The following is a 12,828-nucleotide window of genomic DNA, read 5'->3' as shown; positions in this document are numbered from 1 at the left end:
ATAAAATTAAGTTTTGAAAACATTAACTATGACTAACACTAACCTGCGCACTGTTACTATTATTTATTATATTGAAGATTCACTTGAGTTAATGCACTTTGTTGGACAATTTGCAGAAAATGCCAGTGGGCGGGTCATTATTCCGGAAAAATTTAAAGAAGATAAATCGATTGTTGCTGTGTGTGATGGAGAAATAACCATTCTTAATAAAGTTGGCGATCGCATTCATCTTATCAATGATTATTAAATATGGACTTGTTAATGAACAAGCTTAGAATAAACTTAACCTGAGTATATTTCTATGGTTTAATACTGATAATATTTACAGTGTTACTGATGTGACTTTATGCCTATCGATGAACTCCTTGTTTTTTTAGAGAAAATCCCTACCGAAATTTTTATGCTGTTTAGCGTTATTCTATTGGTATTGTGTTTTTTAATCAGTTTTATAGTATTTTTTAAAATAAAAAAAATGTCACTACAGTTGTCTTTGCAACATGAAAAGTTACAGCTATTGTTTGAAAAATTAACCGTTGATAGTGAAGTCTCAAATAAATATCAACAGCAACAACAGCAGCAAACTAGCTTTAATCATCAACAATTGGCAAACCAACAAGTTGAGTTAAAGACTTATTTTGAACAACAAATCTCTGACTTTAAAATTAAGCTGTTGTATCAACATGCTGAGCAAGGTGAGAAGCAGTCATCGAGTTTACATGCAAGTAGTGAAAAGTTACACCGCGCATTACACGAGCACCAAGTCGTTTTTAATCAGAATCAGCTAAAATCGGTTGATCAACTTGTTGAACACCTAAATCGAGTGACGCACATTAGCCGCGAAGAGTTAACGAAGTCATTGCAAGCATCGAGTGAGCAAATGGCTAAACGTATTGATGGATTAACCGTCTCTACCGATAACCGCTTGAAAGAAATTAGCGGGCAAGTAGAGAAACGTTTAGCGGAAGGGTTTGAGAAAACAACAAAAACCTTTAATGATATTTTGCAACGCCTTGCCTTGATTGATGACGCGCAAAAGAAGATAACGGAACTTTCCTCAAACGTCGTCAGCTTACAAGAAGTATTAAGTGATAAGCGTTCGCGGGGGGCTTTTGGCGAAGTTCAGCTTAACAGTTTAATTCGCAACGTGATCCCCGAGCAAAATTTTTCTTTACAGCACACTTTATCAAATGGAAAAATTGCTGATTGTATTTTATTTTTACCTGAGCCAACCGGTAATGTCGTTATTGACTCCAAGTTCCCTTTAGAAAACTATAAGAAAATGCTGGATAACCAATTAGGGGAACATGACCGAAAATCGGCAGAGCGTCAGTTTAAACTCGACATAAAAAAACATATTAACGATATTAGTTCTAAATACTTAATTGAAAAAGAAACCGCCGACGGCGCTATAATGTTTATTCCTGCAGAAGCTATCTTTGCTGAAATTCATGCACATCAAGGTGACTTAGTTGATTACGCCAATAAAAAACGAGTATGGCTGGCATCGCCAACCACGTTAATGGCTATATTAACAACGTCACGCTCGGTACTAAAAGATGAAGCAACCCGTAAGCAAATACATGTTATTCAAGCGCATCTCTCACACTTATCTCAGGACTTTAGTCGTTTTAAATCTCGTTTTGCCAATTTAGCAAAGCACATAGACCAAGCGGCGAGTGACGTAAAACAAATCCATACCTCTGCAGATAAAATATCGTCACGCTTTGATAAAATTGAACAGGTTGAGTTGAAAAATGAAAGTGATGAAAAGCCCACTGGTACAGACAGTAAAATAGATAATGAGCAAGCTCTACCTGTTGTTTAACCTGATTGCTTCTCTACCCTTTAGCGATAACTTAATCTAAGGAGTTAATCTTGTTGCAAAGAATTAAAGGACTAAAAACTCTGTTTATTAGTTTAGGCACAGTTGCCTTAGTTTATTTTTTGATGATGAAAAGCCAAGCTTTTTGGCTAAAGCAAGTAGTGATTGTCGAACAATTATTAGTGGTGTTCTTGGCTGTTGTGATCGTCTTTGCCAGTTATTTTAATCGTAGCAGGTTAGCCTACTTATCATTATTGTGGCTTTTATATTACGCCAGTATTACTTTTTCACCGCCTTGGTCAACTTGGTTACTGCAGCAGGGTGATTGGTTAACGTTATTTGGCTGTAGTGTTTTACTTTTATTGTCTTTGATAAAAGACCGTGGCGTTATCTCAATTCATGGTCTTTATCGATTAGTCGCTATCGCCTTAGTGGCTATCATTAGTTATGCTTGGTTAACGATGAGTGAGCCAATTATTATTTTTGTACAAACCTTTCCCCATATTGCAGGCTTTAGTAAGGTTATTCGTTTAGAGTTACCACTAGCTTTATGCACTATGGTTATTGTTTGGCGAGCAGTGATTAAAGCGGATTTAGTGACTTCAGCGGTTGCGCTTTCTTTACTGTTTTGGCTATGTTATCAATATCAATTAATTGAGCTACCGCTAAGTTTAACGCTGGCATTACTCAGTTTGTATTTCGTGTTAGTCATTGTTGTCGACGCTTATTTTCTTGCCTATCGAGATGACTTAACGGGCTTACCATCGCGTCGGGCGCTCAATCAGTTAGCCTTATCACTTGGACGAAACTACACCCTTGCTATGCTAGACATTGATCATTTTAAAAAGTTTAATGATACCTATGGCCATGATATTGGCGACCAAGTATTAAAACTAGTGGCAAAAAAAATTGGCAACGTTAAAGGGGGAGGGAAAGCATTTCGCTATGGCGGAGAAGAGTTTACCATCGTATTTACTGGTAAAACTATTGAGCAAGCCTTAACTGAGTTAGAAGCGGTACGTCAAGCTATTGAAACCTATAAAATTGTCATTCGTCAGCCACAAAGAAAAACAAAACAACAACGAAACGCTAAAAAAGTAAGCAAAAATAGTGAGTTTAAAACGGTCAATGTCACTATTTCAATTGGCGTTGCAGTACGGGAAAGTAAACAAAGCTTTGAACAAGCGTTAAAGTGCGCGGATCAAGCGTTATACAAAGCTAAGAACAAAGGGCGAAACAACGTTAGTGTTTAAAGCGGGCTAAATATGATGATTGTTTGCAAGTATAAGACTGGACCAGCAAAAATCATCGTTCACAAGCAAGGTGAACCACGCTCATGCAAAGCATCATTATTGAGCAAGCCTTGCATTGTTTATTGACGTTAACGTGACCCGTGATATTATTAATCGCCACCGAGCACAAAGTACCGGCTCCCCTGAACTTGCTTCAGGGGCTGATGTTAAAAGGCTGTAATAATGCTGGGTAAGCCAGTTATTAACGCTTAATTTAATATCGCAACGTTAACAAAAACCACACTTAACAATAGTGGGCAGACAAAACGAAGGTAATTTCCCCAAATGGGTAGCCACTTCCTGCCTTCTTGTAGCGCTTTATCACGTAATTTATTACCTCTATTCCATAACCAACCGACCACAATAAAGTAGAATAAACAACTTAATGGCTGCAATATGGTTGTTAATGCTCGAATCACTAAACCAAATAATTCGTCAAAAAAAGCAATTAACAACATGCTGGCACAAAGCACCACGAAGGAGACTAGCCATGTCGCTTTTGAACGAGTAAAGCTTTTGTCTTCCATTAAATAAGAGACAGGTACTTCAGTTGAAGAAATAGTTGAAGTTAATGCCGCAATGGATAACAACAAGAAGAAACAGCTTGAGACAATCAAGCCGACATTACCCATTGAATTGAACAGCTCAGGTAATATCTTAAAGATTAACTGTCCTTCACCAATCAACTCGTTATTACTGAAAACTTCAACTCCGGCTTCTTGAGCAACAAAAAGTGCCGGTATGATTAACAGACCGGCCATAAAAGCGATAAAAGTATCAAGTGCGGTGATAGAGATGGCTAATTTACCGATATCTTTACCTTTTTGCATGTACGAGCCGTACACCATCATACCGCCTACGCCAATAGACAATGAAAAGAAGGCTTGTCCCATTGCTGATATGATGAGTTTAGGGTTAGTCACCTGTGAAAAGTCAGGAATTAAATATAACGCTAAGCCTTTTTCTGCACCGGGTTGGCGTAAAATATAAATGATTAAACCAATTAGCATCACTAACAATAACGGCATTAAACGCCCTGACCATTTTTCAATACCGGCATTAACGCCCTGATGTATAATGGCGGCGCCGAGTAAGATAAAAAGTGGCGTAAATAATAAATTACGTTCGGTGCTTGATGTGGCTAACCACTGTGAAATATTAGTTAGGCCTAACAGCTCAGTAAATGCTGATAGAGCATGCGCTAACATCCAACCAGCGACGATAGTGTAAAAGCTTAACATCATTATAGCGCCACATAGGCCTATTATGCCGGCATACTTACCTACATTGGGCCAAGTGTCTTTACAGGCCTCTTTTAATGCGGCTACCGGATTTTTTTGCGCCTGGTTACCAATATATATTTCTGCATACAAAGCGGGGAGGGCGAGTAAAAGTGTCACGAGTAAATAGACGAATAAAAAAGCACCACCGCCATTATTAGCGGCTTGGGTTGGAAATCCCCAAATATTGCCTAAACCAATGGCTGATCCTGCAGCGGCCAAGACAAACCCGATACGGGAATGAAAAGAATCTCTAGTGTGTGTCATATAGTATTGAATGCAAATTATTTTTATTTGGTGATGAGCTTACCGAGTTCAGATCATATAGCAACGGTTTTTTAAAAATTTGTTTCTGATAAAATATAAACACTGTAAACCTAGCAACTAATGGCTGATAAACTTGCTTTCAAAAATATTACCCCTATATAGGTTGAAGTTAAATTAATGTCATTATAAATACGTATGAAAAGTGTGGGTGTTGTTAAAGTTATCAAGATAAGCTTGGACATTATCCCCCGAAGCTACGTTTATTTTAATAAGAACGTTGTAATAACCCGTTTGTCGGCGTTAACACGGTTGAATGTTATTTTGAGAGAACTTTATTTATGAATTCCTATGTGGTGCGTGTCCAAGAACGGCTAAAAAAAATTGACGCTAGCCCGTTTTTTCAATGGTCAATTATTGCCGTTATTATTATGTCAGCATTACTTATTGGCGCAAAAACCCATAACTTGCCCCCGCAAGCATTAAGAATATTGGTTTTTTTAGACAGTGTTATCACGGTATTTTTTGTCATCGAATTATCAATACGTTTTATGGCCTTTCAAGATAAAAAGAATTTCTTCAAAAGTGGTTGGAATATTTTTGATACCTTAATTGTTATTGGTAGTTTAATACCAACAGGTGGCTCAGGTGTCTTATTAGCACGGCTGTTGAGAGTGTTTCGGGTGTTACGTCTAGTTTCTATGGTACCTGAATTACGCCTGCTGATTAATTCGCTGCTCAAAGCTATTCCTCGTATGGGCTATATCGCCTTACTCATGTTTGTTATTTTTTATATTTATGCTGCAGTTGGCAGTATGGTTTTTAATAATATTAATAAAGAGCTTTGGGGCGATGTTTCAATATCGATGTTGACCCTTTTTCGTATAGCCACTTTTGAAGATTGGACCGATGTGATGTATGAAACGATGGCGATTTATCCGCTTAGCTGGATTTTTTACCTGACCTTTATTTTCTTAACGGCTTTTATCTTTTTAAACATGATGGTCGGTACTATTCTAGAAGTTATGGGCAAAGAAAATGAAATTTATCGCGCCGAACAACATGGCGAATCAGGTGAAGGTGGAGAGCCGGCGAGCCGAGCACAAATTGAAAACCTTGAGCGTGAGCTTGCCGAAATTAAGACTTTACTCAAAGAAAAACTCAACCATCGCTGAGATTAATTTTTATAGATAACCGAACACTTGTGGGATTTAATTAAATAAGATGGTATAAAATAAAAATCATATTTAATTCAAGTGTTTTGGTTGTTCTTAATGATTGCTTTCAAGCGAATTTTCTACTTTTTTATCGTTATTATTGTTCAAGCTTCATTTTTTTCGTCTGCGGCGCTTGCCGCTGATCAAAATACCCTGCTCAGTGATGAGCAAAAGATATCACAAGAAATTGAAATTCTTAAAAAAATTGAAGATGATCAGGAAGCGGTTGATTACTCAATTTTATTATTAACGCGCTCAGCTTTAATTCCCAAGCAAATTATTGACATCTTAGATATTCAACAAAAACGTTACTATCAGTTAACCGAGCTTCGATTAGGATTAGCTAGCGCTCAACGAATACAATTAATTGCCACTGAAAATAACTTTAAAAAAATAGCCGCTAATGCTAATAAAATGATCGGTATATATCACTATTTAATTGGTGATTATCCAGAGTCTGTAGCCGCTTCTCAAACCGCATTAAGTTATTATATAAACTCACCTGAGCCGCTTACATTGGCTGGGATATACAATAATATTGCCTTGGCTTATATTAATCTGGGTAATTCCAGTAAAACCTTAGTCAATTTTCAACTAGCCGAAAGCATCTACAATAAATTGGGTACTAAGCAAGATAAAATAGATGTGCGTTATAACATTGCCGGTTTATATTTAACTTTAAAAAGATACGATATCGCGATTGAACTCTATCTCGATGTTATTGCACAGCTTGCTTTTGTCGATGACAAGCTCACCTTAGCTAAAGCCAAGGGAGAATTGGGCACTGTTTATAAATATTCAGGAGAGTATCAGCAATCTCTTAAATTTCTGTCACAGGCAATAGCGTATTTTGAACAATCTAAGAACGACTATTATTTAGCGGCTTTTAGTCATAATATTGCCGGTCTTTATAATATGATGAACCAGCCAATAAATGCAATTAAGTATGCAACACAAGCGATAAACTTGGCTAAAGCTTCAAATCATAACACCGCTTATGCGGGTGGCTTGTATAGTCTAGCGCAAGCAGATTTTTCGTTGGGCTATGTTGAAAAAGCCTATGAAAGCTTACAGCTCTCTGATGAAATAGCTAAAAAATCTGGTCATGAAGAACAAATGACGAATAATATGGCGCTGCTGGCGTTGATTTATTCGGCACAAAACAAGCAAAGTGCGGCCTTTGAAACACATCAAAAATATATTAAAAGAACAAGAAAAATAGCGAACAATCAGCTCAATAGTCAATTGTCAGACTTTGAATCTAACAAATTAAGACAAGAAGTTAGCCAGCTCAAGCAAAATGAGCAACTTCAGGCATTAGAGACAGAGCAAGCCGATCAACAACGTAATTTTAGCTTAGTAGCCGCTTGTTTTATCATTGTTTTGGCCTTATTTATTTTCAACCGAAATGTTGAAAGACGCGCCAAATTAAAGTTATCTGAGCGAGTTAAAAACCGTACTCAAGAGCTAGAGCTTCTAACCAGTGAGTTGGTCAAAGCTAATGCCATTAAAAGTCAATTTCTTGCCAATATGAGCCATGAAATAAGGACCCCTTTAACGTCAATTATTGGCCAAGCAGAGGCAATAATAAATGGTGATGTTGATGAAAGTTACCTGCAAAAAGAAGTTAAAATAATTCACGGTAATAGTTTACATTTATTAGAGCTTATTAATAATATTTTAGATTTAAGTCGCGTTGAGGCCAATAAGTTAGAGTTAGAACTTGTCGAGCAAGACTTACACGTTATTTTGCATGACATTGCTAATATTTTTATTAAATCAGCGACAGTCAAAGGATTACAATTTCAGATAGTACACACCTTGCCAAACAAGTTTATGCTGACCATTGATGGCTTTCGCTTAAAACAAATCTTAATTAACTTATGCTCCAATGCCATTAAATTTACCAGTAAGGGCTCAGTTACTCTTGATATATCGGTCAAAAACGCCGCGTTAACTATTGCGGTTAGCGATACCGGTATTGGTATGAGTGAAACACAATTGCAGGAAGTCTTTAGCAGCTTTACTCAAGGCGACAGCAGCATTAGCCGACGATTTGGTGGATCAGGTTTAGGTCTATGTCTATCAGAGCAATTGGCCAAATTAATGTCAGGAAAAATCACCGTTATCAGTACGCTAAATAAGGGCAGTACTTTTACTTTAGTCTTACCTTGCAAGCAACTCGAATCGATTCAATTAGCCGAGTTTCCTCCCACTAAAATTATCGCCTCTGCATTCACTGCAGATGCTAGTGATATTAAGTTTGAAGGGCAAGTATTACTGGCCGATGACCATGATGATAATCGCCGATTAATCGCTCGTTTATTAACATCGCTAGGCTTAGAGGTATTGTCAGCTAAAAATGGTCGAGAAGCAGTTGAGCTTTGTTTAAAAAACAAACCTAAACTCATTCTTATGGATATACAAATGCCAGAAATGGATGGTATTGAGGCTTTTAAAGTATTGCGACAAAAAGGATGCGCTAGCCCCATAGTCGCATTAACTGCCAATGCCATGTCTCATGAAGTCGACAAATATTTAGCGCTTGGTTTCGATGGACATTTAAAAAAGCCTATTGAGCGAAAATTATTTATTGCGACCATAGCTAAATATTTTGGTGAACAAATGGATGAAAGCGCAGCTGAACAAGCCATTTCAAGCGTAGATATGTCCGATTTAGTGACAGAATTTAAATCGAATTTAGTGTTAGAGCAGCAAGATATCATTCTTCATATTAAAAATAATGAATTAGAGAAGCTTGCTGAATTGGCTCATCGTATTGCTGGCGCCGCACAAATGTTTGGTTTTTCACTGGTTTCAATGAGTGCGATAAAATTAGAAAAACATATTAAAACTGGCTCTTCTCAGCTGATCAGTGAAGCGGCGCAAAACCTACTTAATGAAATAGACCAAGTGCTTTGGTAGGATTATTCCACTTAGTCTTCATCCGCTAACGCTGCTCTTGATATATAAACACTTGGTTTATCGGTTGTTCAAATATATCTGCAATTTTAAAAGCAACTTCTAAAGAGGGAGAGTATTTTCCTTTTTCAATGGCTACTATGGTTTGCCTAGAGACTGAAACGCTATCAGCAAGTTTTTGCTGAGTCATTTCTTGATGTTCAAAGCGCAATTTTCTAATGTTATTGGTAATAACTTTAGCCATATTAATAGCCTCGACGATAAGAAACTAATTTAACTGACGAACAAACAATTTCGGCAAGCAAAGAAAAGGCAATAATTAAATGCATAATTTCATACTCTTTAGCTAAACCAGGCATTGAAAAAGTAAATTTGGATAGTGCGGGAAATAGAATATAGAAGGTCACACAGAAAACACCCAAGGACAATATCTTATAAGCATATGAGTTTGCCCGCCTTGAAATTATTTTATCACGCTCATCACTTTTATCATTTGCTTCTCTATACTTAAAAATAGCGAGAATAGTTTGTAAAACAACTTCTAAAAAAATCGTATAAATTACTGCAGTAAACAATAAGCCATACATAGCCTCTACCGAGAATAATTGCCGCTGATATAAATTGACGACACCCAATGCATAATTGCTCCAAATACCGAGGGTAATTAAAAGTGATACTAAAATACTGGTTTCTCTGTAAGACATAAGCTTTCCTAGGTTGATAATTTTGACACTGTGTCTACTATATTTGACATGAGTTAGCATAAGATTTAATACACCCAGTGTCAAATATCTTTTACATCATGATTGGTTTATTTTACATTTTGTTATATACAGAGAAGGGCAGCAGTGATCTTAGCGGATCTTAATTTAATTTTTTGATAATTATAATAGGGTAGTTAGCGATATAATAAAGTGCATTCAAAAAACTTTCTGCCTTCTCGTTCAATATCGATAAAAGGCAGGTTATTAGTGTTATTGGCTATTTCACTCTTGGTTAATATGGAGTAGACATTAAAGTTAAAATAGCTAAGTCGCTGTTTTAACTGATTGTTAAGGTTTTGTTATCGCTTTTTTTGAATGCAAGTGTTTATCGTTATGCCTTAATTCAGTTAAAATTTAATTTTTCTTGTCAACATATCCTTAAACATCACCCAGTCGCCGAGTAAACTATAGAAAGGATAGGTAAATGTGGCAGGTTTGTTTTTTTCAAAGAAAACATGTCCCAGCCAAGCAAATCCATAACCTATCACGGGAATAAACCATAAGCCTTGCCATAGCGCATAGCTAATACAATAAATAATCAGTAATATTATTAACGACGAACCGATAAAATGTAAGCGTCGACAGATAATATTTTGGTGTTGGCTTAAATAAAATGGATAAAACTCGCTAAAGGTCTGGTATTTTTTTACCGACATCAGTTATTCCTCTCGTCAGTGATGTTAATTAATTTTACTGGTCAATATTTTTAAGCCAATAAGTATCATTGCTCCGCCTAAAATTCGGTCTATCCAATGACCCAAACGTTGAAATTTTTCGTTTATTATTGGCTGAGATAGCAAAACGACCACAGACGAAAACCAAGCGAGTTGAATAGCCATCATCCAAAGTCCATAAATAACTAAGTGTAATAACGGTAAATCAGGAGAAAGTACCACGGTAAAAAGCGCGACAAAATAAATCGGTGCTTTTGGGTTTAAAGCATTACATAGAAAACCAACACCAATATTTTTGAGAGATGAACGTTTCATCGAGGGTTTTGAATCCGCTTTGTTACTGATTTGTGTCGAGGCTTTTGCACGGAGTCCCTGAATACCTAAATATAATAAGTAACAGCCCCCCAAGATCTTAATTACCCATAGCGTTGTTGCTGAGTTAGCGATAACAGCAGCTAAGCCTAAAGCAGAATAAATTATGTGTATCGATAAACCGAGTGCAATGCCAATACTGCACATAAAACCGGCTTTTTTGCCATGGCTTAGTGTTTGTTGAGACACCAAAAAAAAATCAGGCCCAGGTGAAGCGGCAGCTAATAAATGAATTGAACTAATTAACAGTAAACCTTGTAAAAGTTCCATAGTGTTTCTCATTGATATGATTAGTGAAACTTTAATGTTCTTTGACGTGTTCAGCAAGTAATGAATTGCCGAGTAACTAAGGTTTATTTAGTTTCTGAAAAAACTTACCCGTATCTTTAAAGTTAATCTTGGATCAGTATTTGAGTATTCGGCATTGACGTGAGGTTTTTGTCTTTATATTAAATCACTTTCTTGCTTTGTCTGTTGGACAATAATAGCAAGGCAATTAACCACGTTATGAACGATACTGGGCAAATGTTCAAGATCAAGCGCATCAATCAAATTTTTTATTTCAAGCCCTAGCTCAGTGTCACCGACAATTTTTAATCGTCGTTGAAAGAATAAGGTATCGGGATCCTCTTTACGCCCAGCAATTAATAGTAAGTCATCACTACTGGCTGAAAAGCTTACGTCAGCTGTTTGTCTTTGGTTATCTTCGGTCATAATTAATTGACCGTTGTTACAGCTGAGTAACCAATTTAATGCCAAGTCGGTTACTGAAATATGTAGCCATTTATCTTCTAAAAACGCGAAGTCATTGTCGGCTAAGGCTTCTTTAAATACCGATTGTAGTGCGGTCAACAATAACTTTTTTTGAAGGCTGTAAGGTACGACACCTAACGTTGGTTTTAATATTTTAGGCACTAAAGTAACTACAGTAGCCCTAAAGGCTAGCGGGATTCTTTTAATATTTACAGCGCTAAGTAAGTTTGAACATTCAGTAATATTAAGCAAAATTGAGGCAACATTTAAAAGGAGTCATAAGAGAAGTTTACCTAATTGTTTATTTATTATTTGGGGGTAGATCAAGTTTAGGGACAAATATTATCAAACAGCATTAAAAACAAAGAAGTTATTTCAGGTCAAAAAAGTACAAATTTTTTAGCGCTACACTTCGCGTACATTTATTCTTATTAATTATATTGTCTACCTTATGGAACTCTTATGCCCAGCAGGTAACCTGCCTGCACTTAAAACTGCCATAGATAATGGCGCTGATGCCGTTTATATTGGGATGAAAGATGATACCAATGCCCGTCATTTTGCTGGATTAAACTTTAATGATGGCAAGCTTGAAAAAGCTGCTGATTATGTACATCGTCATGGTAAAAAATTACACGTTGCCATTAATACTTTTGCTCATGCTGGCGGTGAACATCGATGGCGAAAAGCTGTTGATAACGCCGTGGCTATTGGAACGGATGCTTTGATTATCGCCGATTTGGGCGTGCTTGATTATGCTGCGAATAAGTACCCTGATGTTGAACGTCATGTTTCTGTGCAAGCCTCAACCACTAACATTGAAGCAATAAACTTTTTTGCCAATAACTTCGCCGTTGAACGCGTGGTCTTGCCACGCGTACTCTCGATTGGGCAAGTTAGACAATTAGCAAAAATAAGCCCGGTAAAGCTTGAAGTCTTTGCTTTTGGTAGCTTATGTATTATGTCGGAAGGGCGCTGCTATTTGTCTTCTTATATGACGGGTGAGTCACCAAATACTGCGGGCGCTTGCTCACCAGCAAAATATGTTCGCTGGCAAGAAACAACAAAAGGTTTAGAGAGTCGTTTAAATGGTGTGCTAATAGACCGTTATCAACCCAATGAAAAAGCAGGATATCCAACATTGTGTAAAGGACGTTTTGAGGTTGATAATAATATTTATCATGCGCTTGAAGAGCCAACCAGTTTGAACACTTTAGCGCTTATTCCTGATCTCAGTAAAATGGGGATCGCTTCAGTTAAAATTGAAGGACGACAGCGAAGCCCTGCATATGTTGAACAGGTTACTAAAACATGGCGTAGTGCCATTGACCGATTTAAACAAAACCCAGACAATTTTGCTGTTGAAGGTGCGTGGATGAACACCTTAGCGAACCTTTCAGAAGGCACGCAGACGACACTTGGCGCTTACCATCGTAAATGGCAATAAGGTAAACGCTAAATATTTGTT

The 12,828-nt window shown here is 37.0% G+C and carries 12 protein-coding genes; 6 read left to right on the top strand and 6 right to left on the bottom strand.

Annotated elements, in window-relative coordinates; all coding sequences use genetic code 11:
* The first annotated feature begins 28 nt into the window (after positions 1–28).
* From H4J75_RS05385 to H4J75_RS05375, 3 genes are all read left to right on the top strand, one after another.
* Entirely contained in the window at positions 29–247 is a 219-nt protein-coding gene (locus tag H4J75_RS05385; RefSeq protein ID WP_070374026.1) for a TIGR02922 family protein, read from the top strand.
* A gap of 225 nt (positions 248–472) precedes the next feature.
* Positions 473–1,825, top strand: coding sequence for a DNA recombination protein RmuC (locus H4J75_RS05380; protein ID WP_259366327.1), 1,353 nt, complete (start codon positions 473–475; stop codon positions 1,823–1,825).
* Between the two features lie 50 nt (positions 1,826–1,875).
* A complete protein-coding gene (locus H4J75_RS05375) occupies positions 1,876–3,075 on the top strand; it encodes a diguanylate cyclase (RefSeq protein WP_259366326.1) in 1,200 nt (399 codons plus the stop codon).
* A gap of 248 nt (positions 3,076–3,323) precedes the next feature.
* Here H4J75_RS05375 and H4J75_RS05370 read toward each other — a convergent pair whose 3' ends face one another.
* Positions 3,324–4,661, bottom strand: coding sequence for a sodium-dependent transporter (locus H4J75_RS05370; protein ID WP_182215680.1), 1,338 nt, complete (start codon positions 4,659–4,661; stop codon positions 3,324–3,326).
* Positions 4,662–4,999: 338 nt separating this feature from the next.
* Here H4J75_RS05370 and H4J75_RS05365 point away from each other — a divergent pair, with 338 nt between their 5' ends.
* Positions 5,000–5,833 carry an ion transporter gene (locus H4J75_RS05365; RefSeq protein ID WP_182215682.1) on the top strand — a complete coding sequence of 278 codons (834 nt, stop codon included), beginning with the start codon at positions 5,000–5,002 and terminating at the stop codon, positions 5,831–5,833.
* 99 nt (positions 5,834–5,932) lie between these two features.
* Positions 5,933–8,800 carry a response regulator gene (locus H4J75_RS05360; RefSeq protein ID WP_182221564.1) on the top strand — a complete coding sequence of 956 codons (2,868 nt, stop codon included), beginning with the start codon at positions 5,933–5,935 and terminating at the stop codon, positions 8,798–8,800.
* 25 nt (positions 8,801–8,825) lie between these two features.
* On the opposite strand, the gene H4J75_RS05355 is transcribed toward H4J75_RS05360, so the two are convergent.
* The 5 genes from H4J75_RS05355 to H4J75_RS05335 all read right to left on the bottom strand — a co-directional run bounded on the left by H4J75_RS05355 (position 8,826) and on the right by H4J75_RS05335 (position 11,522).
* Positions 8,826–9,041, bottom strand: a complete 216-nt coding sequence (locus H4J75_RS05355; protein WP_182221563.1) for a helix-turn-helix transcriptional regulator — start codon at positions 9,039–9,041, stop codon at positions 8,826–8,828.
* A gap of 1 nt (position 9,042) precedes the next feature.
* Positions 9,043–9,501, bottom strand: a complete 459-nt coding sequence (locus H4J75_RS05350) for a hypothetical protein (protein WP_182221562.1) — start codon at positions 9,499–9,501, stop codon at positions 9,043–9,045.
* Positions 9,502–9,908: 407 nt separating this feature from the next.
* Positions 9,909–10,217 (bottom strand): DUF962 domain-containing protein, encoded by a 309-nt coding sequence (locus H4J75_RS05345; protein ID WP_182221561.1) that lies wholly within the window; start codon positions 10,215–10,217, stop codon positions 9,909–9,911.
* Positions 10,218–10,241: 24 nt separating this feature from the next.
* Positions 10,242–10,877 (bottom strand): LysE family translocator, encoded by a 636-nt coding sequence (locus tag H4J75_RS05340; RefSeq protein ID WP_182221560.1) that lies wholly within the window; start codon positions 10,875–10,877, stop codon positions 10,242–10,244.
* Positions 10,878–11,051: 174 nt separating this feature from the next.
* Entirely contained in the window at positions 11,052–11,522 is a 471-nt protein-coding gene (locus H4J75_RS05335; protein ID WP_182221559.1) for an SCP2 domain-containing protein, read from the bottom strand.
* A 289-nt stretch (positions 11,523–11,811) separates the two neighbouring features.
* On the opposite strand from H4J75_RS05335, the gene H4J75_RS05330 reads away from it, so the two are divergent.
* On the top strand, positions 11,812–12,807 hold the full coding sequence (locus H4J75_RS05330) for a peptidase U32 family protein (protein WP_182215694.1): 996 nt from the start codon (positions 11,812–11,814) through the stop codon (positions 12,805–12,807).
* Positions 12,808–12,828: the final 21 nt, after the last annotated feature.

The sequence above is a fragment of the Colwellia sp. BRX10-1 genome (assembly GCF_014077545.1).
GTDB lineage: Bacteria > Pseudomonadota > Gammaproteobacteria > Enterobacterales > Alteromonadaceae > Colwellia_A.
Note: the sequence above shows the minus strand (reverse complement) of the source record. Positions and strands in the feature narration are given on the sequence as shown.